The sequence below is a fragment of the Providencia sp. PROV182 genome (assembly GCF_028480325.1).
GTDB lineage: Bacteria > Pseudomonadota > Gammaproteobacteria > Enterobacterales > Enterobacteriaceae > Providencia > Providencia hangzhouensis.
On the sequence record NZ_JAMPOL010000009.1, the window covers coordinates 36,310 to 61,178 of the forward strand.

The 24,869-nt window shown below is 40.5% G+C and carries 27 protein-coding genes; 13 read left to right on the forward strand and 14 right to left on the reverse strand.

From position 1 onward, the window contains the following. Position 1: 1 nt before the first annotated feature. A complete protein-coding gene (gene elbB / locus PR834_RS07090) occupies positions 2–652 on the reverse strand; it encodes an isoprenoid biosynthesis glyoxalase ElbB (protein WP_094961520.1) in 651 nt (216 codons plus the stop codon). A gap of 232 nt (positions 653–884) precedes the next feature. Then, the gene (gene arcB / locus PR834_RS07095) at positions 885–3,230 is read right to left on the reverse strand and encodes an aerobic respiration two-component sensor histidine kinase ArcB (RefSeq protein ID WP_165879525.1); all 2,346 of its coding nucleotides are present in this window, start codon (positions 3,228–3,230) and stop codon (positions 885–887) included. Positions 3,231–3,530: 300 nt separating this feature from the next. On the opposite strand from arcB, the gene PR834_RS07100 reads away from it, so the two are divergent. Next, positions 3,531–4,937 (forward strand): FAD-dependent oxidoreductase, encoded by a 1,407-nt coding sequence (locus tag PR834_RS07100; protein WP_036958024.1) that lies wholly within the window; start codon positions 3,531–3,533, stop codon positions 4,935–4,937. 72 nt (positions 4,938–5,009) lie between these two features. Here PR834_RS07100 and sspB read toward each other — a convergent pair whose 3' ends face one another. The 5 genes from sspB to zapE all read right to left on the reverse strand — a co-directional run bounded on the left by sspB (position 5,010) and on the right by zapE (position 8,969). Continuing rightward, positions 5,010–5,501, reverse strand: coding sequence for a ClpXP protease specificity-enhancing factor (sspB, locus tag PR834_RS07105; protein WP_172412237.1), 492 nt, complete (start codon positions 5,499–5,501; stop codon positions 5,010–5,012). Between the two features lie 7 nt (positions 5,502–5,508). Next, a complete protein-coding gene (sspA, locus tag PR834_RS07110; RefSeq protein ID WP_004258227.1) occupies positions 5,509–6,150 on the reverse strand; it encodes a stringent starvation protein SspA in 642 nt (213 codons plus the stop codon). A 545-nt stretch (positions 6,151–6,695) separates the two neighbouring features. After that, on the reverse strand, positions 6,696–7,088 hold the full coding sequence (gene rpsI, locus PR834_RS07115) for a 30S ribosomal protein S9 (protein WP_004258235.1): 393 nt from the start codon (positions 7,086–7,088) through the stop codon (positions 6,696–6,698). Between the two features lie 14 nt (positions 7,089–7,102). After that, positions 7,103–7,531, reverse strand: coding sequence for a 50S ribosomal protein L13 (gene rplM / locus PR834_RS07120; protein WP_004258237.1), 429 nt, complete (start codon positions 7,529–7,531; stop codon positions 7,103–7,105). Positions 7,532–7,838: 307 nt separating this feature from the next. Further along, positions 7,839–8,969, reverse strand: a complete 1,131-nt coding sequence (gene zapE / locus PR834_RS07125) for a cell division protein ZapE (RefSeq protein ID WP_136134914.1) — start codon at positions 8,967–8,969, stop codon at positions 7,839–7,841. Positions 8,970–9,315: 346 nt separating this feature from the next. Here zapE and zapG point away from each other — a divergent pair, with 346 nt between their 5' ends. From zapG to degS, 3 genes are all read left to right on the forward strand, one after another. After that, positions 9,316–9,720, forward strand: coding sequence for a Z-ring associated protein ZapG (gene zapG, locus PR834_RS07130; RefSeq protein WP_004258244.1), 405 nt, complete (start codon positions 9,316–9,318; stop codon positions 9,718–9,720). A 386-nt stretch (positions 9,721–10,106) separates the two neighbouring features. After that, positions 10,107–11,501 (forward strand): Do family serine endopeptidase, encoded by a 1,395-nt coding sequence (locus PR834_RS07135; protein ID WP_036958026.1) that lies wholly within the window; start codon positions 10,107–10,109, stop codon positions 11,499–11,501. Between the two features lie 115 nt (positions 11,502–11,616). After that, positions 11,617–12,681 carry an outer membrane-stress sensor serine endopeptidase DegS gene (gene degS, locus PR834_RS07140; RefSeq protein WP_004258255.1) on the forward strand — a complete coding sequence of 355 codons (1,065 nt, stop codon included), beginning with the start codon at positions 11,617–11,619 and terminating at the stop codon, positions 12,679–12,681. A gap of 98 nt (positions 12,682–12,779) precedes the next feature. Here degS and murA read toward each other — a convergent pair whose 3' ends face one another. The 7 genes from murA to mlaF all read right to left on the reverse strand — a co-directional run bounded on the left by murA (position 12,780) and on the right by mlaF (position 17,628). Then, complete coding sequence (murA, locus tag PR834_RS07145) at positions 12,780–14,042, reverse strand: UDP-N-acetylglucosamine 1-carboxyvinyltransferase (protein WP_096864408.1); 1,263 nt, start codon at positions 14,040–14,042, stop codon at positions 12,780–12,782. Positions 14,043–14,094: 52 nt separating this feature from the next. Next, a complete protein-coding gene (gene ibaG, locus PR834_RS07150; RefSeq protein WP_004258269.1) occupies positions 14,095–14,349 on the reverse strand; it encodes a BolA family iron metabolism protein IbaG in 255 nt (84 codons plus the stop codon). 222 nt (positions 14,350–14,571) lie between these two features. Continuing rightward, the gene (mlaB, locus tag PR834_RS07155) at positions 14,572–14,862 is read right to left on the reverse strand and encodes a lipid asymmetry maintenance protein MlaB (protein ID WP_094961515.1); all 291 of its coding nucleotides are present in this window, start codon (positions 14,860–14,862) and stop codon (positions 14,572–14,574) included. A 1-nt stretch (position 14,863) separates the two neighbouring features. Then, positions 14,864–15,493, reverse strand: coding sequence for a phospholipid-binding protein MlaC (mlaC, locus tag PR834_RS07160; RefSeq protein WP_004258271.1), 630 nt, complete (start codon positions 15,491–15,493; stop codon positions 14,864–14,866). Between the two features lie 35 nt (positions 15,494–15,528). Then, complete coding sequence (gene mlaD / locus PR834_RS07165) at positions 15,529–16,032, reverse strand: outer membrane lipid asymmetry maintenance protein MlaD (RefSeq protein WP_004258272.1); 504 nt, start codon at positions 16,030–16,032, stop codon at positions 15,529–15,531. Positions 16,033–16,035: 3 nt separating this feature from the next. Then, on the reverse strand, positions 16,036–16,818 hold the full coding sequence (gene mlaE / locus PR834_RS07170) for a lipid asymmetry maintenance ABC transporter permease subunit MlaE (RefSeq protein ID WP_004258277.1): 783 nt from the start codon (positions 16,816–16,818) through the stop codon (positions 16,036–16,038). A 6-nt stretch (positions 16,819–16,824) separates the two neighbouring features. Next, positions 16,825–17,628, reverse strand: coding sequence for a phospholipid ABC transporter ATP-binding protein MlaF (mlaF, locus tag PR834_RS07175; RefSeq protein ID WP_262960765.1), 804 nt, complete (start codon positions 17,626–17,628; stop codon positions 16,825–16,827). 477 nt (positions 17,629–18,105) lie between these two features. Between mlaF and kdsD the strand changes: the two genes are divergently transcribed. The 9 genes from kdsD to rapZ all read left to right on the forward strand — a co-directional run bounded on the left by kdsD (position 18,106) and on the right by rapZ (position 24,864). Continuing rightward, the gene (gene kdsD / locus PR834_RS07180) at positions 18,106–19,074 is read left to right on the forward strand and encodes an arabinose-5-phosphate isomerase KdsD (protein ID WP_036958027.1); all 969 of its coding nucleotides are present in this window, start codon (positions 18,106–18,108) and stop codon (positions 19,072–19,074) included. 14 nt (positions 19,075–19,088) lie between these two features. Next, entirely contained in the window at positions 19,089–19,649 is a 561-nt protein-coding gene (gene kdsC, locus PR834_RS07185) for a 3-deoxy-manno-octulosonate-8-phosphatase KdsC (protein WP_004258291.1), read from the forward strand. Between the two features lie 16 nt (positions 19,650–19,665). Beyond that, the gene (gene lptC, locus PR834_RS07190) at positions 19,666–20,241 is read left to right on the forward strand and encodes an LPS export ABC transporter periplasmic protein LptC (protein ID WP_262960766.1); all 576 of its coding nucleotides are present in this window, start codon (positions 19,666–19,668) and stop codon (positions 20,239–20,241) included. A gap of 1 nt (position 20,242) precedes the next feature. After that, a complete protein-coding gene (gene lptA / locus PR834_RS07195; protein ID WP_004908264.1) occupies positions 20,243–20,803 on the forward strand; it encodes a lipopolysaccharide ABC transporter substrate-binding protein LptA in 561 nt (186 codons plus the stop codon). Positions 20,804–20,808: 5 nt separating this feature from the next. Next, a complete protein-coding gene (gene lptB, locus PR834_RS07200; RefSeq protein WP_004908261.1) occupies positions 20,809–21,534 on the forward strand; it encodes an LPS export ABC transporter ATP-binding protein in 726 nt (241 codons plus the stop codon). 42 nt (positions 21,535–21,576) lie between these two features. Then, the gene (rpoN, locus tag PR834_RS07205; RefSeq protein WP_004258305.1) at positions 21,577–23,022 is read left to right on the forward strand and encodes an RNA polymerase factor sigma-54; all 1,446 of its coding nucleotides are present in this window, start codon (positions 21,577–21,579) and stop codon (positions 23,020–23,022) included. Between the two features lie 22 nt (positions 23,023–23,044). Then, positions 23,045–23,332: a ribosome hibernation promoting factor gene (gene hpf / locus PR834_RS07210; RefSeq protein ID WP_004258306.1), complete on the forward strand. Its 288-nt coding sequence runs from the start codon at positions 23,045–23,047 to the stop codon at positions 23,330–23,332. 93 nt (positions 23,333–23,425) lie between these two features. Beyond that, entirely contained in the window at positions 23,426–23,893 is a 468-nt protein-coding gene (gene ptsN, locus PR834_RS07215; protein WP_004258311.1) for a PTS IIA-like nitrogen regulatory protein PtsN, read from the forward strand. Between the two features lie 119 nt (positions 23,894–24,012). Then, positions 24,013–24,864: an RNase adapter RapZ gene (gene rapZ, locus PR834_RS07220; RefSeq protein WP_004258318.1), complete on the forward strand. Its 852-nt coding sequence runs from the start codon at positions 24,013–24,015 to the stop codon at positions 24,862–24,864. Positions 24,865–24,869: the final 5 nt, after the last annotated feature.

Sequence of the window (24,869 nt, forward strand, 5' to 3'; positions counted from 1 at the left end):
ATCACGCCATTTCCAATACTTTCTTAACAAGCTTATTAATACCCGTATTTGCTTCAGAAATTGATTGAGCTAGCATATAAGCAGGTGTTGTAACAACTCGGTTAACTTCATCAATTACAATATCATCAACAGCACATTTAATATGTTTCCCCCCCATAATTTCTATTTGAGCAATCGTTTCACTATCATCTCCAATAGTTAGTTCTACTGATGTATTTAACATTTTAGGAAGCATCACTGGAGCAATACACATCAGCCCTAGCGGCTTTTTCTGTTGGTGCATTTGGCGTACTAAACTTAATAGTTCTTTATTAATTTCACACTCGCTTCCTTTAACTGCGAAATCACATAAATTTTTTGCCGCCCCAAAACCACCAGGAATAATGAGGGCATCTAGCTTTGAAGCATCAGCTGATGATAAAGGTGATATTTTCCCACGTGTAATACGTGAAGATTCTTCCATTTGGTTACGCTTTTCTGTTTTCAATTCTCCATTTATATGATTTATAACAGTAGGTTGTAACTCATTAGGCGCAAAAAAATGAACTTCAGCATTATATTGACTCAAAGCTAGCATAGTTAGCACTGACTCATGAATCTCGCTTCCGTCAAAAACACCGCAGCCACTTAAAATAACCGCAATTGATTTCATATCTTCCTCCATTTGTAGTAAATTATCTCTCAGGCGCTAAGGTGCATAAACATCAATCTTCATCACAGATTTTAATGAATCTTGTAACAGATTCGCTAAATTTTGGTATCTTGATGTTGCCCTTTACAGTGATATACCTAATTTTATGATTTGCAAAAAACAAAAAGCATATGCAAATCAACGATTTCCCTGGTGTTGGCGCAGTATTCGCGCACCCCAACTTCGGTTGGGGTTATTTTTTTGTACGCTCATCAACCCAGTTTCTCAAAGTTTCTATATCTGCTTTCCAATCCTGTTTTAATTCATCGACCCATTCTTGCACATTGTCCCACCATGCAGGTAAATCAGGAGATTGAATCTGTTGTGCAATTTTCTGTAAGTTCTTTAAGCCAACAGAACCTGCTGCGCCTTTGATTTTATGAGCTTCCTCAACAATCCCTTTTTGGTCTTTAGCCACCATATTTGAATCAAGAATAGCTAAGTAACCCGGCAGCATTTTTTCAAAGACATCTAGGCCATCATAAATAAGCTTAGGGCCAACTAACTCAATATACTGTTCTAGCATATCGCAATCGAGCCTAGATTCATCAACACTCGAAGTCTCATGCTCACCCGATATTTCTTCAGGTTGAGTAGATTGTTCCCCCCAAAATTGCTCAATAATTTGGGTCAATGCTGGAACTGATAATGGTTTACTCAATACCCCATCCATACCTGCATCAAAGTATTCTTTTTTATCTTTAAGAACATTTGCCGTTAAAGCAATCAATGGTGGTAAGTCTTGCTTATCATACTGCTGTTTGAGTTGCCGAGAGATATCTAGGCCTGTCATATCAGGTAATTGGATATCCAATAAAACTAAATCATATTCTCCAGGGGCAAACATCTCGAGAGCATCTTTCCCATTCATTGCCACATCAACCGTATTTCCTAAATTTTCTAATACAGAACAAGCAACAACAACATTCAGTTCAATATCTTCTACGAGTAAAATATGTAATGCAGGCAATGGGTAATCCTCTTCACTATCTTGCTGTTCAATAACATTACTTTCAACAACAGGCGCTGTGATAGATAAAGTAAAGGTGGAACCTTGGCCTATTTCACTTTCAACTTGTATATCGCCTCCCATATTTTGTGCTAAGCGACGAGAGACAGAAAGCCCAATACCCGTTCCAGTTGCAGGTTTACCTCCAGCAGAATCTGTTACTTGGTAATACATTGCAAAGATTTTATCTAATTCGCCCTTAGGTATACCTATGCCACTATCCTGAACCCTGAAAAACAGTTTATTTTCAGCTTCTTGCCAAATACTAAGCTTCACTTCACCTTTTTGCGTGAACTTAACTGCGTTACCAATTAAATTCCACAATATTTGCCGCAAACGGGTCCCATCAGTTAACACCGTTTTCGGTAATGCAGGGGCAACATCCATGACAAATTTAAGCCCTTTTGGCTGTACCAATAATCCACTTAAATTCTCTAAATCATTCACAAATTCAGATAATGTGATGGGCTGGTTATCTAACTGAACTTTACGGCGTTCAATTTTATCCATCTCAATAATATCATTGAATATATTACCTAACGTAACGGCACTTACATGAATAGTTTTTAAATAGCTAGATTGTTCCGAAGTTAAATCTGTATCTAATAAAATTCGGCTCAAACCAACAATGCCGTTAAGGGGGGTACGAAGCTCGTGGCTGATTGTAGAAATAAAGGTGGTTTTCTCCCTACTCGCGCTCTCTAACGCCTCCTGATAGCGTTTACGCTCCGTTATATCGCGCCCAAAGCCCATCAGACCATGGCGTTTACCAACGCGATCATAAAAAGGCACTTTACGAAGTTCAAAACAGGCTTTACGACCATCTGGATATACCAACCATTGTTCATAAGTGAGAGAAACATTATGACGAAATACTTTTTCATCGGTTTCCATAACCTTAGAGGCAATTTCAACATCATAAATATCTAATGGAGTTAACCCAACTAAGTGTTTTTCACTTTTTCCAGTCAATAGTTCCATTGCCCGGTTACACCCCGAAAACTCATTATTTTCGTTGCGGTAATAAACTAAATCAGGTGAGGCATCGAGGAATGAACGAAGTAAAACAGATTGCTGCTCAAGTTCAATTTGCGTCTGCTCACGGTACTTCATTTCTTGTTTTAATTGTTCCAGAAGTTCTAAATGAGCACGCTCTGCTTTTTCTCGCTCTAGAATTTCAAGGTTAAGCTGTTCAATATTTCCCTGTAACTGAGTGTTTAAATCAGCATCACGTTTTCGCATAACTTCAAGTTTATCAACCATTCGCGATAAACGCTGCCGAGACTCTTCAAGCTGCTCAACCACCACCGATAAAAAGTAAACAGCTAATGGGGTAATAATTAACCCAAAGAAAATTGACCCCACCATATCGAGGCTATCAACATGCCCTCTTAAAACAATTGTCACTGCCATTTGCATTATCATGGCGAGAACAACGAGTGCAGATGCGAGTAACAGAGAAAATCGCACCAGCCCGAGCTTCATCATTAAATCGACATAGTATTGCGCAAGGCCGCGAAGTACTTTCATAACCACCCCTTAGTTAAATTCTCTTTGAATCATATATCAAACAAGGCAGTTTCGGATGATTATTCACTCGAAATGTCGATCCTGCTCATTCAATAGCCATTTTTTACTATTAATGATAAAAAACAATCAGGTATTTTCTTTGTGTTAGATAAAGTAAAAATTTATTTTGGGTGTTTTTTAATCAAAATCACATAAAAATCAAAACAATAACGCTACTGTTTCTTGTGGAAGGCCGCTAAAATCAAAGTAAAAGCCCAAGCTATCTCAAGTAAAATCAGACAAAATTCAGTAAGGAATGCCATGAGTTCAAATATTTTCGGTCCCCAACGTTGCGAGCCCCCTAAAAAAGCGCTGGAAATCCGTAAAATAGAGTTTACTGAAGCCTATGAATCCAATAATGCCGTCGATGCACAACAGCAAGCCAGCCGCTGTCTCTCTTGCGGTAGCCCTTTTTGTGAATGGAAGTGCCCACTACATAATCCAATATCGAAGTGGCTCAAGCTTGCTGCTGAAGATAAAATTATCGAAGCGGCTGAATTATCTCACCATACCAATAGTTTACCTGAAATCTGTGGGCGCGTTTGCCCACAAGAAAAACTCTGCGAATTAGCATGTGTACTTCATGATACAACAGGTTCTGTGACTATTGGTCATATTGAGCGGTATATTAATGATACTGCTTTTGCGATGGGGTGGCGGCCAAACCTTTCCCATATTAGCTCTGTAAACAAACGTGTCGCCATTATTGGTGCAGGCCCTGCGGGTCTTTCTTGCGCAGATGTACTTATTCGAAATGGTGTAAATGTCGTCGTTTTTGATAAACACCCTGAAATAGGGGGCCTACTAACCTTTGGTATTCCGTCATTTAAGCTAGAAAAGAAGCTAATGGTCCAAAGACGGGAAATATTTACAGAAATGGGTATTCAGTTTCAATTGAATACTGAAGTAGGGACAGATGTCTCTCTAAACGAGCTTCTTTCCAATTATGACGCTATTTTTATTGGTACTGGTACTTACCAAGCAATTCGAGGTAACTTACCTAAAAAAGCGATTCAGGGCGTTTTTGAAGCACTTCCCTATCTAATCGCAAATACACGCCATTTAATGCAACTTTCCAACCCTAATGACGAACCCTATATTAATTTACATGCCAAAAGAGTTATCGTATTAGGAGGTGGGGATACTGCAATGGATTGCGTGCGTACTGCTATTCGCCAAGGAGCGAAGCAGGTTAGCTGTTTCTATCGTAGAGATGAACAAAGTATGCCAGCCTCACGAAAAGAAGTCGCTAATGCATTAGATGAAGGAGCCCAGTTCCATTTTAATATGCAAGTCACTGAATTTGTGATTAATAAACAGCAACAACTTATGGGAGTTTATGCCGCTCGTACGCAAAATGGCGAATTAGAAAATGGTCGTTATCAAGTAGAACTAATTAAAGATTCAGCTTTTTTTATCGAAGCCGATGCCATAATTGTGGCTTATGGATTTATTCCTCATAACCAAATTTGGTTAGATAAACCGTTAATCCAGCGCGATAAATATGGTCATATTATAGCAAACCGTAACAGTCCCTTTCCTTATCAAACCTCCCATGAAAAAGTGTTTGCCGGCGGGGATACAATAAGAGGCTCAGATCTTGTTGTGACTGCTATTGCTGATGGGCGCAATGCTGCTGAAGGGATTTTATTATTTTTAGGGGTTTAATGATTCATTATATAAAAAACAGAGGGTTTATTCCCCTCTGTTCATTCATTAACTGCTAACCCGGCTAATGGATTATTTGACAACCCTTAACGAAGGCCGACCTTTTGGTGGTCGTGGTGGTTCATCCCCTGATGGCTCATGCGAATTTTCATCCACAGATTCAGTTTCATGAACTAAAGAAATGTTGTCTTCAAGCTCTTCGACCTGTTCAAAACCTGCTGATAACTCTGCATCATAAGCAGCTTCAGGCTCAAACATCATTCCAGCCCCATTTTCACGTGCATATACCGCCATAATTGCGGCCATTGGGACATAAACTTGGCGAGGTATCCCACCAAAGCGAGCATTAAAACGCACTTCTTCGTTGGTTATTTCAAAATTACCAACAGCTCTTGGCGCAACATTCAATACAATTTGCCCATCTCGAGCAAATTCCATCGGAACGTTAACCGCTGGAACGGTGACATCAACCACCAAATGCGGAGTCATATCGTTATCAAGCAACCACTCATAGTGGGCACGTAACAAATAAGGGCGACGTGGTGACATTGCTGTCATTTCCATCATTCTTTTAGCCTCTTGTAGACAAACGCATTTCGCGCTCAGATTCAGTCAAAGATGCTAAGAATGCGTCACGTGCAAACACACGTTGCATATATAATTGCAGATATTTGCTGCTAGATGGGTTCAATTCAATACCGAGTACAGGTAAACGCCATAGCAACGGAGCCAAATAGCAATCTACGAGACTAAACTCTTCACTCATGAAGAATTCCATTTCAGCAAAAACAGGAGAAACCGCAATCAGTTCTTCAGAGAGTTGGCGACGAGCGTTTGCTGCCTCTTGCGCACTACCATTCTCTATTTTGCTCATTAATGAATACCAATCATTTTGAATGCGGTGCATCAATTGACGGCTAGTCCCACGTGCAACTGGATAAACAGGCATTAATGGCGGATGAGGAAAACGCTCATCAAGGTATTCCATGATAATGTGTGGGTCATACAGAGTCAGGTCACGATCAACTAATGTTGGAACGCTTTGGTATGGGTTGAGATCAATCAGATCTTGAGGCAGATGACCGGGTTCGACATGTTCAATTTCAACACTTACCCCTTTTTCAGCCAAAACAATCCGTACCTGATGGCTAAAAATGTCAGTAGGGCCAGAGAACAATGTCATTACCGAACGTTTATTAGGAGCGACAGCCATTAAAACCTCCAAAATACAAAATGGACGAAATGTAATTAATTTTTAATTACCCATTACCCATTTTAAAATCCCCTGTGTTTAACTCTCATTTATCCATACTGAAAGTCAACACAACCCTCCCGCACAGTAAAGGCGAGAAATGTGAAATAAAAAAACAGGGGCATATTCTAACAGATTTTGTACAACTTAGGGGGAACACACCGAAAAAATCACAGATTTATTTCATTCTTAGGTTCAAAAAGATAAAAATTCAGAGTTTTTTAATGAAAAAGCAAAGATAAATAGAATAAAAAACCTAAAGTAAACTCTAGGGTTCGGGTTATATTTAGTAGAATTATCCCAATATTGTTCCACTAATAATTATTTTTGATTTTAGACTAAATTATTATTTTTCTCTTTAATTATATTCATTCTTTTATAAAGTATCATAATTAGACACAGCTATTCTAGCATCAATAATAAAAATGTAAGTAAAACAATAGGCAATAAAAAACCCGCCATTAAGACGGGTTTTTTCATCAATTTTATACCCAAAGGGTAATAAATTAACGTTTGGAGAACTGTGGACGACGACGTGCTTTGCGCAGACCCACTTTTTTACGTTCAACAGAACGCGCATCACGGGTAACGAAACCAGCTTTACGCAGATCAGAACGAAGAGTCTCATCATAAGCCATCAGTGCACGAGTAATACCGTGACGGATTGCGCCTGCCTGACCTGAAATACCACCACCTTTAACAGTGATGTACAGATCCAATTTTTCCAACATTTCAACCAACTCTAACGGCTGACGAACGACCATGCGCGCAGTTTCGCGACCAAAGTATTGTTCCAGTGTACGTTGATTGATTGTGATGTTACCGCTACCCGGCTTAATAAAGACACGAGCAGATGAGCTTTTGCGGCGACCAGTGCCGTAGTATTGATTTTCAGCCATTGCTATAATCCCGATTAAATGTCAAGAACTTGCGGTTGTTGAGCCGCGTGGTTGTGCTCATTACCTGCGTAAACTTTCAGTTTACGGTACATTGCACGACCCAGAGGTCCTTTTGGCAACATGCCTTTAACCGCGATTTCAAGCACACGCTCAGGACTGCGAGCAATCATTTCTTCGAAAGTTGCTTGCTTGATTCCACCTACATGGCCAGTGTGGCGATAGTAGATTTTGTCTTCGCGTTTATTGCCGGTAACAGCAATTTTTTCTGCATTCAGAACGATGATGTAATCACCAGTATCCACGTGCGGAGTATATTCCGCTTTATGCTTACCGCGCAGACGGCTAGCAATTTCAGTTGCAAGACGGCCTAAAGTTTTGCCATCTGCATCAACAACGTACCAGTCGCGTTTTACGGTCTCTGGTTTAGCTGTAAAAGTTTTCATTAAAACTTACCCAATATTGAAGTTACACGTTGGTGAACACTCATGTTCATAAGCTTTCTGAGGTTCACACGACTCTTTGTCCAGTAAACCTACCCCTTCGAGCAGCCTAACTGGCATTAATGCGTTATTTTTTGGGAAATAAAAAACAACGCTGTAACGTGGGGTCGCAAGATTATAGAGAAGTCAGAAACAAAAATCGACCCCAAATGCATTTTTTTTACGTTTGCTCAAATAAACATCGTATACTGTACTTAAATCATGCAATTCAGGTAACTTGTTCGCTAACAACCCTGCTTTGTCGTTTACCTTAAGTTAAATGAGGTATTTTCAGGTACTCTTCACTTTGCATTTCTTGCAATCGAGACAAGCAGCGTTGGTACTCAAAAACCAAAAGTTGCCCTTGATACAGCGACTCCATTGGCACTTCAGCATTAATGACTAATTTAACTTTTCGTTCGTAAAACTCATCAATTAACGCTAAAAAACGACGTGCTGGATTTTCATCTGTTATTCCCATCACGGGGACATTGTACAGCAACACAGTGTGGTAGCAATTTGATAGGTAAATGTAGTCATTTTGGCTACGAGGCTCTTCACACAGAACTTTAAACTCGATGGCTAGCACCCCTTCCGCAGCATGAATGGCTTGCATCTTACGATGATTAACCTCTAAAACGGGATTTTGCTCCCCTTGCTTACCCGCCAATTTAACGAAAACATCATCTAAATGCTGACGATTTTGAGAATTAATTGGGGATAAAAAAAGATGCGCTTGAGTTAAAGTTCTTAAGCGGTAATCAATGCCTGCATCGACATTCATTACATCACAGTATTTTTTAATTTGCTCAATAGCAGGTAAGAAACGAGCTCGCTGCAAACCGTTACGATAGAGATTATCAGGGATGATATTTGAGGTAGCAACCAGTGTGATACCTCGAGCAAATAGCCCTTCGAGTAAAGTGCCAAGGATCATAGCGTCGGTAATATCTGACACAAAAAATTCATCAAAACACAACACATCTGTTTGTTTTTTAAACTCATCCGCAATAATATCCAGCGGGTTCTCTTGCCCTTGTAATGCCATCAAATCTTCTTGTACTTTCTTCATAAAGCGATGAAAATGTAAGCGAATTTTACGGTTACCCGGTAAACTTTCGTAAAACATATCCATCAGCCATGTTTTTCCACGCCCTACTCCGCCCCACATATATAACCCTCTTACTGGGGTAATTGGTGCTGTCGATGCTTTACCAAGAAGGCGGCTAAAGCGTTGCTTTAAACCTGAGGGCTTATCTTGTAAAGTGGAAGAAGTTGTATTAACAAGCTGCTGATATATTTTATCTAAGCGTTCTACAGCGAGCTTTTGTACGTCATCTGGCTGGTAGTTTCCATCAGCCAGCGCTTGTTGATAACGCATTGTAGGGGTCATCGGCGACATTAACTGAATAATCCTTAAAAATTTTTCGGTTTTTTTACCGTTATTTGATATACACTGCCTTTATTATAACCAGATTCAGTTATCATTTAACTTTCGGTTAACGAGCCGCTATAGAGTAAGGAAATTCGATTTAAGATTCCACTCTTAATAAGTTGTTGACTAATTTAACCTACCTACTCAGGGCTTGTAGATTTTGTCATCACTTAACTAGCCAAATTACAATATGTTAAGACGCTTTACTTGACGCTTACATGCAACTTGAATTATTTAAGGTATAGTAACGGTAACAACATTTAATTTCTGCGAACATTGAATCTGTGAACATTGAAGTAATGAAGGAGTCAGCATGACCTGGGAGTATGCATTAATCGGATTGATTGTGGGTTTTATCATCGGTGCATTAGTTGTGCGCTATGGTAACCCAAAGCTTCGCCAACAAAAAACAGCGCAAGCTGAGCTAGACAAAAAAAGTACTGAACTCGAAGAGTACCGTAAAGAACTTGTTAGCCATTTTGCTCGTAGCGCAGAATTATTGGATAAAATGGCGCGCGATTACCGCCAGCTTTACCAACACATGGCACAAAGTTCATCTGAATTAATGCCTGATATGCCAGCACAAGACAACCCATTTAACTATCGTTTAACCGAATCTGAAGCAGATAACGACCAAGCGCCTGTTAAAATGCCACCAAGAGATTACTCAGATGGTGCTTCGGGTCTTTTCCGTCCTATTGATGAGAAAGAAAAGTAAATTTTTATCTTTTATCACCAGTAAGCAGTGCTTACTGGTGATTTCCTAATTTCCTATAAAACCTACTAAATTTTATCACTTTCCGTGTGTCTTCCATTATTAAATTTTTAGTTAATAATTCTGAACAAGATTTCCATCCAAATATAATTTAATAATTTATTTATCTACTGTATAGAAGTTAAAGTTTCACTTAAGGTACGTGTAAATAGATGTAAAAGAGTGGATATTCGCTACCCGTCATGGGAACTTTTGCGCATAATCGGTGGTCATAGTCATCAGTAAAATTGAATCTGATACCAACCAATATTATTTCAACGCATTGTGTTTCTTCTAAAACTGCATTCACAGTGAGTTGATAACTTATTCTTGAGAGAATCGACTGAATTATGAAAAGAAAAAACTTTTTTCTTACCGCAGTAGCAATGAGTTTAGGCTTATCTTTAGCGGCTATTCCTGCGGTTAGTAGCGCAGCATTGCCTGCCACTTTACCTGCAACAGCACAAAGCCAGAACATGCCTAGCTTAGCTCCAATGCTTGAAAAAGTATTGCCAGCTGTAGTGAATATTCATGTGTCTGGTACTCGCGTACAGAACCAACAAATTCCAGAAGAGCTTAAATTCTTTTTTGGCCCGAATATACCACAACAGCAACAAAGCGTACGTCCATTTGAAGGCTTAGGTTCTGGTGTCATTATTGATGCTCAGCAAGGTTATATTTTAACCAATAACCATGTGATTGATGGCGCTGACAAAATACAAATTCAATTAAACGATGGCCGTGAAATTGCCGTTAACTTAATTGGGAAAGACCCACAAACCGATATCGCGTTATTGAAAATAAGCAATGCAAAAGATATCAAAAACTTAACTGCTGTTAGTATTGCAGACTCTGACAAATTGCGTGTAGGTGATTTTGCGGTTGCAGTCGGTAACCCATTTGGTTTAGGGCAAACAGCAACATCTGGCATTATCTCAGCATTAGGTCGTAGCGGCTTAAACCTTGAAGGCCTAGAAAACTTTATCCAAACCGATGCTTCCATTAACCGTGGTAACTCTGGTGGTGCTCTCGTTAACCTAAACGGTGAATTAATCGGTATTAACACGGCGATTTTGGCACCTGGCGGCGGTAATATCGGTATCGGTTTCGCGATCCCAAGTAATATGGCGAAAAACCTTAGCGAGCAGTTAATTAAACATGGTGAAGTAAAACGCGGGATCTTAGGCATCAAAGGTACTGAAATGAACTCCGATATCGCTAAAGCATTTAATATTGATGCACAGCGTGGTGCCTTCGTGAGTGAAGTTTTACCTAAATCATCTGCAGCTAAAGCGGGTATTAAATCCGGTGACGTGTTAGTTTCCGTTGATGGTAAACGCATTAATAGCTTTGCAGAGTTAAGAGCCAAAATCGGTACCAGCCAAATTGGTAAAGAGATCACTATTGGTTTAATCCGTTCAGGCAAACCGATGGAAGTCAAAGTGGTTCTTGAGAACGATGAAGGCTCAACAACTAAAGCTGAAAAGTTGAGCGAATCCTTATTAGGTGCAACGATTTCTAATGCAACCGTTAGCAATACTAAAGGTGTACAAGTTGATAGCGTGGCACCAAAATCGCCAGCTGCCGCCATTGGCCTCGTAAAAGGCGATTTAATCTTTGGTGTTAATGACGCTCGAGTTGAGACTATTGAACAATTCCGTAAGATTATTGATGCTAAACCTCCTGTATTAGCAATGAAAGTATTACGTGACGGTGAAACCTTATATTTACTGATGAAAAATTAATTCATCAAAAACCATCTGAAAATCAACAAAACAGGTACAGTATCACTCTGCTGTACCTGTTTTTTTATGTTATGCTCTGAACATGTTTAAGCAATAACTAAATATTCTATATCCTATGGTGAAGAAGCTAACCTTATCTGTCATGCTTGGCCTGTTGACTGCATTGATTATTATCGTTGCGGTTCCTTCGTTGCGCCCTCAAGGTTTAGCCGACTTATTATATGGTAAAACAAATAGCGAGCCCGTCAGTTATAATAAAGCAGTACGCCGTGCTGCGCCTGCAGTAGTCTATGTTTACAGTAGCTCAAAAGGTAGTTTTTCCCAGTCAGGGCGTGAATTAAAATCCCTCGGTTCGGGTGTGATCATGAGCCCAAATGGCTACATTATCACGAATAAACACGTCGTTGATAACCCAGACCAAATCTTAGTCGCTTTACAAGATGGTGCTATTTTTGATGCCTTACTGGTTGGCTCGGACCCATTGACTGATCTCGCCGTACTGAAAATTGACGCTGATAACCTACCCGTTATTCCAATTAATACGCAACGGGTCACTCATGTTGGTGATGTCGTACTCGCTATTGGTAACCCTTATAACATAGGCCAAACCGTAACTCAGGGGATTATCAGTGCAACGGGTCGCGTAGGGTTAAGCTCTACCCGTCGGCAAAATTTCCTGCAAACCGATGCCTCAATCAACTCGGGTAACTCTGGCGGGGCATTAATTAATACCGAGGGGGAGTTAGTTGGCATTAACACACTTTCTTTCACAGCAGGCCAAGGCATTAGTTCTGAGGGGTTAAGCTTTGCCATTCCAACCGCCCTTGCCACTAAAATCATGGATAAGCTAATCCGTGATGGCCGAGTGATCCGTGGTTATATTGGTATTACGGCGCGTGAACTGCCTCAAATTAGGTCAAATAACAATAATATTAACCAAATACAAGGCTTGCGGGTTTTCCAAGTTGCCCCAAATGGGCCAGCAGCTAAAGCGGGCATACTACAAGGGGATATTATTTTATCGGTTGATGGCAAACCTGCCATTTCAGCCGCAGAAACTATGGATCTAGTCGCAGAAATTCGCCCTGGAAGCAAGACCGCAGTGCAAATCTTACGAGATGGCGAAATTAAAAATATTGATGTGATTATTGAAGAAATTCCTGATGAGCAGGCAGGATAATCATTGATAAATACTCTTTCGTAAAAAAAGGTTGCTCGATATCGAACAACCTTTTTTGATTCGCTGAATGGAGGAGCCCCATTCACCCTACCAATGCATTAATCATCTGAATGTACGCGCTGAATATCGGCACCTAAACCACGTAGCTTATCTTCGATGTGCTCATAACCACGGTCAATATGATAAATACGGTCAACTGTCGTTGTCCCTTCAGCAATGCAGCCCGCAATAACTAAACTTGCAGATGCTCGTAAATCTGTTGCCATTACCTGCGCACTAGTTAATTTTTCAACACCGTGACATAACACAGTATTGCTTTCAATTTCAGCATGAGCTCCCATACGGATCAGCTCAGGGATATGCATAAAACGATTCTCAAAAATCGTTTCAGTGATCATCCCCGCCCCATCAGCAACAAGATTAAGTAAGCTAAACTGTGCTTGCATATCAGTTGGGAACCCTGGGTGTGGTGCTGTACGTAATGTCACCGCTTTTGGACGCTTGCCTTCCATATCTAGGCTAATCCAGTCACCACCGATTTCAATTTTAGCCCCAGCTTCACGCAATTTAGCTAGCACCGCATCCAGTGTATCTGGGCGAGCATTACGGCAGATGACTTTACCGCGTGAAACCGCAGCAGCAATCAAGAATGTTCCCGTTTCAATACGGTCAGGCAGTACTTTATAAACTCCACCACCTAAACGTTCAACACCTTCAATTACAATGCGGTCAGTCCCTGCCCCAGTGATTTTTGCACCTAGGGTATTTAGGAAGTTAGCGGTATCTTCAATTTCAGGTTCACGTGCCGCATTTTCAATTATTGTGGTTCCTTCAGCTAAGGTTGCCGCTGTCATAATAGAGACTGTCGCCCCCACACTGACTTTATCCATCACAATGCAAGCACCTTTTAAGCGACCATCAACCGTTGCTTTCACATAACCATCTTCTAAAGCAATCTTTGCGCCTAATTGCTCTAAGCCAGAAATATGTAAATCAACAGGGCGAGCACCGATAGCACAACCACCTGGTAAAGAAACTTCACCATGACCAAAACGAGCGACCAATGGCGCTAAAGCCCAGATGGATGCACGCATGGTTTTAACGAGGTCATAAGGCGCGCAGTATGTCGTTACCGTGCTTGCATCAACATATACTGAGCCATTGCGTTTTACTTTAGTACCAAGTTGATTTAATAATTTAATCGTTGTGTCAATATCCCTCAAATGAGGGACATTCTGTATTTCTACTGGCTCTTCGGCCAATAGAGCAGCGAACAGGATTGGTAATGCCGCGTTTTTTGCGCCAGATATCGTGACCTCACCCTCTAAGCGGGTTGGTCCTTTAACTAAAAACTTATCCATTCAAGTATTCTCGTATGTCGAATTTTACAGTCTGTTCGCTTAGGCTTTGAAATCAAAGGCCACTAAGTTTACGATCGCGCTCCCATTGCGCAGGGGTGTACGCTTTAATAGACAAAGCATGAATGCGGTTATCCGCAATATACTCCATTAAAGGTGCATAAATTGCTTGCTGTTGCTTAACACGGCTCATGCCGTCAAACATGTCACCGACAGCAATAACCTGAAAGTGGCTACCATCACCAGTAACAATAGCCTCATTCAGAGACAATTTTTCCATCAATACTTGCTTAATTTCGTTGGTATCCATAATGACTCAATTTATTAATTATTTGTGATTTATAATTTTACTCTAAATAGTGCAAATTGCATGCGTTGCATACAGAAACATCGCAATAAGAACAGCCAGAGCTTAATCCTCTATCCTAAAGGATTAGGCTTAACACTTAAACCAAAGAAAACGCCTCTCGTGCCGAAAAGCACATAGAGGCGCTCATTTTTACATAACTTGACCCAATTTAGGATATTTAACCTAATTGAGAATAACCTCTTGAACCCCGTATAGCTCAATCAATGTCTTCAAGTTATCACTGACACCAGTAATATTCAGTGAACGGTTTTTAGCTTGGAATTCACCTTTTAAGCGAACGAGCATCGCCAACCCTGTTGAGTCCACATGTTTAAGACCAGAAACATCTATACTTTCAGTATGTTCTAGCGATGACTCTTTTCTATTCCAAAACGACATAAGCGAATCACGGTCTAATGTCCCGTTGAAATATAGCGTTGTTTCAATGAGTTCCCATGCTAACAACTGACTCATATTACTTATTCTCTTCTAAAGTAATAGGTGCTTTTGCACTGATTTCTAACTGTTTTGTTAAACCATCAACACCTTGCTTACGTAAAATATCACCCCATTCATTTTGCTTAGTTGTGATCATACTCACACCTTCTGCAATCATGTCGTAAGCTTGCCAGTAGCCAGTTTTACTATTTTTACGCCATTGGAAATCTAAACGTACGGGAGGGCGGCCGTTGGTATCAACAATAGTCACACGAATAGCAACAATGTTTTTATCTCCCAACGGTTGCTCTGGTGCTATTTGATACGTTTGACCATGGTACATGGCCAATGCTTGACCATAAACTTGCTCAAGGTAATCTTCAAACGCTTTGAAATAAGCCTCACGCTGTGCTGGAGTTGCCCCTTTATAATAGGTTCCTAACACCAAAGCCCCTGCATATTTAACTTGTACATAAGGTAATAATTCCTCACGAACAATTGTTCTAAGGTACTCAGGGTCTTGCTTAATTTTAGGTTGCTCTGATTTCAAGCGGTTAAACGTTTTCGCCGCCGCTTCATCCATTAATTTATAAGGGTTGGTTTGGTCTACTGCCATGGCAAATGGCGCAATTGCCAACATAGCAACCATCATTAAACGTTTAAACATAATTCATTCCTTTATTCTTCAAAGGGAGCATCAAATTACTGTGCAGTTGACTCTGGCTCTGCACCTTGGCTATCACCACTTTTATATAAAAACTGGCCAATTAAGTCTTCTAATACCATAGCTGGCTTAGTATCTTCAAGACGCCCGCCATTTTTTAAGATTGCTATACCTAATTCTTCATCATCTGGGCCGATATTCATTGCAATATACTGTTCACCCAACAAACCTGACGTGCGAATTGACAGCGAGCTTGAATCAGGAATATTGTCGTATTCGCTCAATAAATCAATTTTAACTTCAGGAACATAATTCTTTTTATCTAGTGTGATACTGGCAACGCGGCCAACCACCACACCACCAACTTTAATTGGTGAGCCTTCTTTTAAGCCACCAATATTTTCAAAAGAGGCTGAGATTTGATAGGTGGATTGGCTTCCTATCGATTTTAAATCAGCGACTTTTAAACATAAAAAGATAATTGCGGCAATCGCCAGCAACATAAAACAACCAACCCATATTTCACTTTTTTTACTTTGCATGACTTAGTTCCCAAACATCAGTGCGGTAAGTACGAAATCCAGTCCTAAAACAGACAATGACGCATGCACAACTGTTCTTGTTGTAGCTTGGCTTATCCCCTCCGAAGTTGGGATGGCATCATAGCCATTAAATAATGCGATCCAAGTCACTGTGATAGCAAAGACTAAGCTTTTAATCACACAGTTGACTAAATCTAGCCGCCAATCGACGGAAGATTGCATTGAAGCCCAGAAAAAGCCCTCATCAATCCCCTTCCAGTCAACTCCAACTAGTGCGCCACCTAAAATACCGACAGCAACAAAAATAAGAGATAACAACGGCATACTAATAAAACCAGCCCAAAACCGTGGGGCTATCACACGCCTAAGCGGGTCCACTGCCATCATTTCAAGGCTAGAAATTTGTTCAGTCGCTTTCATTAAGCCAATTTCAGCTGTTAATGCAGAACCCGCTCGTCCAGCAAACAACAAGGCGGTCACAACAGGGCCTAATTCACGTAATAGTGAAAGTGCCACCATCATACCTAAGCTAGCTTCAGCACTAAACGTAGTGAGAACCAAATAACCTTGTAACCCTAAAACCATCCCAATAAATAACCCTGAGACAGCGATGATCAGCAATGACTGCACTCCAATGGCGTACAATTGCTTCATCAATAATGGCCATTGTTTACGAAACTCTGGTTTGCCGAGTAAGGCGCGAAACAGCATGTAACCTGCTCGACCAAACGCGGAAAATATATCAATCCATCGGCGTCCGAAGGCTGCTATCGCCTTTATTATCATCTTATTTTACCCTAATAAATCAGCTAGATAATCATTGGCGGGAAAACGGAATGGAACAGGCCCATCCGCAATACCATCAAGAAATTGTCGCACACGAGGGTCTTGGTTTTCACGTAATTCCTCGCCTGTTCCCTGAGCAATGACGTGCTGCTGTGCAACAATATAAGCATTATCTGCGATGCTCAATACTTCTGGAACATCATGGGAAACCACGACACAGGTCACACCCAGTGCTTGATTAAGCTCATCAATCAATTTAACCAAAACCCCCATAGTAATCGGGTCTTGACCGACAAAAGGTTCATCAAACATGATTAAATCTGGGTCAAGTGCGATAGCACGCGCTAATGCAGCACGCCGTGCCATACCACCTGACAATTCGGATGGCATTAATTTTGCGGCGCCACGTAAACCAACGGCCTCTAATTTCATCATTACCGTAGTGTGAATCAGCGATTCAGGCAGATTCGTGTGCTCACGTAGAGGGAAAGCCACATTATTGAATACGTTCATATCCGTAAATAGCGCCCCTGATTGAAACAGCATGCTCATCTTTTTACGGGACTGATACAGCTTTGAGCGTGACAGTGTTGGAATATTGTCACCATCAAACCAAATTTCACCTTCGTTTGGCCGTAATTGGCCCCCAATCAAGCGCAGTAATGTGGTTTTACCAATCCCTGACGGCCCCATAATTGCCGTAATTTTCCCACGAGGAACGGTCAGATTAATATTCTCAAATATTCTCCGATTTCCTCGAGTAAAGGACATGTTCCGTACTTCAATTAAGTTGTCTGTCTGTGCTTGCATTGTTAAATAACTCGTTATACACCACGCGTAAATGTTTTTATCCGTTCAGATGTTACCGAAAGATAAACTGAAAATCGTCAAATATCACAACAAAATAGAATTTATAGTATTATAGCGTCGAAAATATGACTTTTAGAATTACAACTCTGTTTTTATCAAAAGGAAACAGAGAAAAAACAATGTAATTTATTTATAGTCAGCAAAAACTATCACTATTAACAGCAGATAGCTCTTAGAATGTTGTGATTACCTAACTTGAGGATACGCGAATTTGCATATCTGTTTTTGGTTCAAGATGCTAATAAAACCATCTTGTACATATTAAATTCTACATCGAAGCACCCTAAAATACTCATTAAGTATAAAACTAACATTAAAAAGTGCTTAACTGACAAAATACTTACTGATACTAAGTATTCGTTATACAATTTGATTTCGCTAATCCGATTAACTTAAAAGCTACGCATGGAACTAGAAATGTCAAACTTCGATTTTCAGAAAGTAGGTAAAGAAGTTCTCCATATCGAACACGAAGGTTTAAAAAACCTAGAACAATATATCAATACTGACTTTGACAACGCTTGCCAGCTTATTTTTAACTGTGAAGGCAAAGTCGTCGTAATGGGAATGGGGAAATCGGGGCATATTGGCCGTAAAATTGCCGCTACACTAGCAAGTACAGGAACGCCATCATTTTTTGTTCACCCAGGGGAAGCTAGCCACGGTGACCTTGGGATGATTACTCATAAAGATGTTGTGTTAGCTATTTCAAATTCTGGCGAGTCTGGGGAAATTTTAGCCTTACTTCCTGTTTTAAAAAGAATTAAAGTGCCTTTAATCTGTATGACTAACAACCCTGAAAGTAATATGGGAAAATATGCAGATGTCCACTTGTGTATCAAAGTACCTCAAGAAGCCTGTCCTTTGGGGCTAGCACCGACCACGAGTACAACAGCGACACTTGTAATGGGAGATGCATTAGCTATTGCCTTATTAACTGCACGCGGGTTCACGGCGAATGATTTTGCGCTTTCGCATCCAGGTGGCGCACTTGGGCGCAAACTTTTACTCCTCGTTCGTGATTTAATGAATACGGGTGATGAAATCCCCCATATTCCTAAAAGCGCGTCTTTACGTGAGGCTTTAGTGGAAATCACCCGTAAAAAACTGGGGATGACAGTCATTTGTGATGATGACATGAATATTGAAGGTATTTTCACTGATGGGGATTTACGCCGTATCTTTGATATGGGAATCGACTTAAATAACGCTAAAATTGCTGATTTAATGACCCCCGGTGGAATTCGGGTATCACCAACAATGCTAGCGGTTGAAGCACTAAATTTAATGCAATCTCGGCACGTGACTTCGTTATTAGTCGCAAATGATAATAAATTAGTCGGTGTGCTACATATGCATGATCTGCTACAAGCCGGTGTTGTATAACATAAGGAAATACCATGACGTCTACCTTTTTGGAAACCTGCTATGGCCCTGTTGCCAATACTGTTTTAAATAAAGCAGAAAAAATCAAATTACTGATCTGTGATGTTGATGGTGTCATGTCAGATGGCTTGGTCTATATGGGGAATAATGGCGAGGAACTCAAAGCTTTTAATGTCCGTGACGGCTATGGGATACGCTGCTTATTAACTTCCGGTATTGAAGTCGCCATCATAACAGGAAGAAAAGCGAAACTTCTTGAAGATAGGGCTCAAACATTAGGCATTACATATCTTTACCAAGGTCAAAGCGATAAGCTTTTGGCGTATTACGAACTGTTAGATACACTACAATTATCAGCTGAAGAAATAGCTTATATTGGAGACGATCTGATTGACTGGCCTGTTATGGCCAAAGTAGGCTTATCCGTCGCCGTCGCTGATGCCCATCCTTTGTTATTACCGAGAGCTGATTACGTGACTCGTATTGGTGGGGGAAAAGGTGCAGTCCGCGAACTTTGTGACCTTATTTTGCTTTCTCAAGACAAACTGGAAGAAGCAAAAGGTTTATCAATATAACGAATAGATTGAATTCATGAGCAATGCGAAGAAGTGGTTAATTGTTATTTTATCCTTAGTAGTATTAGGCCTTATCGGCTGGAATTTAGCGGGTAATGATTCCGACAGTGCAGAGGATAAAGTAATTAATGATGGGCAACCTAATTATCAAACTGATGATTCAGTGACTTTTGTCTATAATCCAACGGGTAATTTAGCGTATAAACTCGTTTCAGAGAAAATAGATAATTATACTGAAGGAAAAATCACGTGGTTTTCGAAACCAGTTCTAACCACTTATAACGAAGCTGGCGAGCCAACCTGGACGGTTAAGGCTTTCAAAGCACGGTTAACGAACGATAGAATTCTCTATTTATATAGCGATGTTCAGGTTGATAGCTTAACCAAAGAGTCGCAGATCCAACGAATTACAACTGAGAGTGCAGTTGTCAATTTGACAACACAAGACGTTTCATCTGATGATAAAGTGACCATTATTGGACAAGGTCTCAATTCTACCGGTATGAAAATGAAGGGAAACCTTCGTACAAAAACGGCTGAATTAATCGAAGATGTAAAAACTCATTATGTGTTACAACCAGAAGAGCATTAAAATGAATCAAGTAACTAAGAAACGTTTTATTCAAGGAGCTGTTGCCAGTGCAATTTTGGCTCTTAGCCTACCTGCGATGGCATTAAAAAGTGATACGCAGCAGCCAATGACGATTAATTCGGTCAAACAATCTCTTGATTTAGAAAAAAACGTCACCACCTTTACTGATGATGTTGTTATTAAACAAGGTTCTATTGATATCAGAGCCAATAAAGTGGTTGTAACACGTCCAAGTAGTGACTCGGATAAAATTGTGATTGAGGCCTTTGGGACCCCGGTTACCTTTTACCAATTACAGGATGATGGTAAACCGATTAAAGGCCATGCCAGCAAAGCCCGTTATGAGGTTGATAAACAACTCGTCACATTAACAGGTAATGCCTATCTTGAGCAGTTAGACAGCAATATTCAGGGTGACAAAATTACCTATTTAGTTCCAACGCAACAAATGGAAGCATTTAGTGATAAAGGCAAACGCGTCACCACCGTGATACTGCCGGCACAATTGCAAGAAAAAGGCCCTGCGGCAAATAAAAATTCATCAGCAAGTAAGAGTAAATAACTGTTATGGCGACACTAACCGCTGAAAATCTAGCTAAAGCCTATAAAAAACGTAAAGTCGTTGAAGATGTCAGCTTGGAAGTTAAATCAGGTGAAATCGTTGGCTTATTGGGGCCAAATGGTGCCGGTAAAACAACGACCTTTTATATGGTGGTGGGTATTGTTCAGCGGGACGCTGGCAAAATTATGATTGATGGTGAAGATATCAGCCTTCTACCGCTGCATGAACGTGCACGCCGCGGAATTGGCTATCTTCCTCAAGAAGCCTCAATTTTTCGCCGCCTCAGTGTTTATGATAACTTAATGGCTGTGTTAGAAATTCGCGAAGATTTGAGTTCCCAACAACGTAAAGAACGTGCTGAAGAACTGATGGAAGAATTTAGTATTACCCATCTTCGCGACAGCATGGGGCAGTCGCTATCTGGTGGGGAACGCCGTCGTGTTGAAATTGCTCGTGCACTTGCTGCTAACCCAAAATTTATTTTATTAGACGAACCTTTTGCGGGTGTTGACCCTATTTCCGTCTTAGATATCAAAAAAATTATTCAGCACTTAAGGGATTACGGCCTCGGTGTGTTAATCACCGACCATAACGTGCGTGAAACCTTAGATGTGTGTGAAAGAGCCTATATTGTCAGCCAAGGGCACTTAATTGCTCATGGGTCACCAACCATGATCTTAGAGAACGAGCAAGTAAAACGTGTATACTTGGGTGAAGGTTTCCGGTTATAAATTATCGTGTTGTCGTTTTTTTAGGGAGATTAAAGCAGATTCATGAAGCAAAGTTTGCAGCTTAGAGTCAGTCAACAACTTGCAATGACCCCTCAATTGCAGCAAGCTATCCGCTTGTTGCAGCTGTCTACACTTGAGCTTCAGCAAGAAATTCAACTCGCCTTGGAAACAAACCCACTGCTTGAGCAAGAAGAATTAAATCCCGAGACTGAATCTATTGACTCCCTGAATGAAAATGCGGATACCAGTGAGCTTGATACTAAAGATGCGCTCGAAAACCATGATATGCCGGATGAGCTCCCTTTAGATACTAATTGGGATGAAATATATACGGCAGGAACGCCGTCAGGCACCAGTAATGATTATAATTTTGATGAACTCCCTGTTTATCAAGGTGAAACTACGCAAACATTACAAGATTACCTGACGTGGCAAGCTGAACTGACCCCTTTTACTGACACGGACAGAGCAATAGCTACAGCTATTATTGATTCAATAGATGATTCCGGTTACCTGACAACAGCTATTTCTGATATACATGAAGGGATTGATAACCCAGAGATTAGTATTGAAGAAGTCATTGCTGTCCTAAAACGTATTCAGCATTTCGACCCATTGGGTGTCGCAGCACAAGACTTAAAAGAGTGTTTATTAATCCAATTGTCACTCTACCCTAAGGAAACTGATGGGCTACAAGATGCAAAGCTCATTATCAGTAATCATATTGATTTATTGGCTAACCGTGACTTTCGTCAGTTGGGGAAATTAACTCGTTTAAAAGAAGATGCTCTAAAAACTGCGATAGACTTAATTTTAACGCTGAATCCAAAACCAGGCCAATCCATCAATACTGGGGAGTCGGAATACGTTATTCCAGATGTTTTAGTGAAAAAAATCGCAGGGCACTGGCAAGTTGAATTAAATACAGATAGCATCCCTAAACTAAGTATTAATAACCATTATGCTTCGATGCTAAACAATTCAGCAAATGAAGATGATTCTCAATATATTCGTAGTCATCTACAAGATGCAAAATGGCTGATTAAAAGCCTTGAGAGCCGCCATGAGACACTATTAAAAGTCGCGACTTGTATTGTAGAACAGCAACAAGAATTCTTTGAGCTGGGTGAGGAACACATGAAACCGATGATACTGGCCGATATCGCCTATCAAGTGGACATGCATGAATCAACTATCTCACGAGTGACAACTCAAAAGTTTCTCCATAGCCCACGAGGCATTTTTGAGTTGAAATATTTTTTCTCCAGCCATGTCAATACGGACACAGGTGGCGAAGCCTCCTCAACCGCAATTCGAGCATTGGTGAAAAAACTGGTTGCTGCTGAAAACCCAGCAAAACCATTGAGTGACAGTAAATTGACGAGTATGCTTGCAGAACAAGGCATTCAAGTCGCTCGCAGAACTGTTGCTAAGTATCGAGAATCGTTATCCATTCCGCCCTCTAACCAGCGTAAACAACTGGTTTAATTGATAAAATAAGGAAGATTGTATGGAATTTCAGATTACTGGACACAATATTGAAGTTACTCCTGCATTGCGCGAGACTGTTGAGAAAAAACTCAAAAAATTGGAGCAATTATTTGATCGCATTAATGGTATCCAAGTTGTCTTGAAAGTTGAAAAAGTTCAGCAAATTGCTGAAGCAACCGTGCAAGTTAATGGAGCGGATCTCCACGCATCAGCGGAAGAAAATGATATGTACGCTGCTATAGATATACTCGTAGACAAGCTGTCGCGCCAATTAACCAAACATAAAGAAAAACTGAGACAACATTAATGCATTGATGCGGCTTATTAATTAGCCGAATAATGTTTCAAACCAGATGGTGGGATACACCATCTGGTTTTGTAGTCCTAAGTGAACAATAAAATGAATAGTGATATAGAAATCCAGTTAAACGTTGTTTTATCATCAGCCTGTACACGTAATAATATTGTGTGCACGAGTAAAAAAAGAGCTTTAGAAATTATTAGTGAGCTGGCTGCCGTTGAATTGGAATTACCTGAAAATACGGTATTTGAAGCGTTATTAACCAGAGAAAAAGTTGGCACAACAGGTATTGGTGGTGGTATTGCCATTCCTCATGGAAAGCTGAATGAAGGTGAAAGTAGCCGTGCTGTCGGTGTTTTTTTACATTTAGAAGAACCGATTGCTTTTGATGCAATTGATAATCAACCTGTTGACTTGCTTTTCGCCTTACTTGTGCCATCTGACCAATGTAAAACGCACCTGCATACGTTGTCGCTTATCGCCAAAAAACTAGCCGATAAAACGCTCTGTAAACGCCTACGCAGTGCACAAAGTGATGAAGAGCTATACAGCATAATTACAGAGTAAGTGATAAATTATGTATCTTGCCATATGCAAATGATATTGTTATGGTTTCTAAATAATATTAATTGGCAAGTACTGCTTTTCAAGAAACTCATTATTAGGAAACAAAAGGGAGCAAGCTCATGGTGCTGATGATAGTCAGCGGCCGTTCCGGTTCGGGGAAATCCGTTGCCTTACGTGCGCTGGAAGATATGGGTTTCTATTGCGTAGATAACCTACCGGTTGTATTACTACCGGAGTTAGCGAATTCACTGGCTGATCGTAACATTTCAGCAGCGGTTAGTATCGACGTGCGTAATATGCCCGATAATCCAGAGATTTTCGAAGAAGCGATTGATAAATTGCCTTCAACCTTCTCTCCTCAATTGTTGTTTCTAGATGCTGACCGCAACACGCTTATTCGCCGTTACAGTGACACTCGTCGGTTGCACCCACTTTCAAGTAAAAATCTTTCACTTGAGAGCGCAATAGATGAAGAAAATGAGTTACTTGAGCCTTTACGCTCTCGTGCTGATTTAGTCATCGATACTTCTGAAATGTCCGTTCATGAATTAGCTGAAATGCTAAGAACACGTTTGATGGGCAAGCGTGAGCGTGAACTGACAATGGTGTTTGAATCCTTTGGTTTCAAACATGGTATTCCTATTGATGCCGATTATGTATTCGATGTACGGTTTTTACCCAACCCACACTGGGACCCGAAATTGCGCCCGATGACAGGCCTTGACCGGCCAGTCGCTGCATTCTTGGATAGGCATACTGAAGTCCATAACTTCATCTATCAAACTCGTAGCTATTTAGAATTATGGCTGCCGATGTTAGAAACCAATAACCGTAGCTACTTAACTGTTGCAATTGGCTGTACGGGAGGTAAACACCGTTCCGTGTATGTCGCAGAGCAACTTGCCGACTATTTCCGTTCCCGTGGTAAAAACGTGCAGTCACGCCACAGAACATTGGAAAAGCGCAAATAACAGCA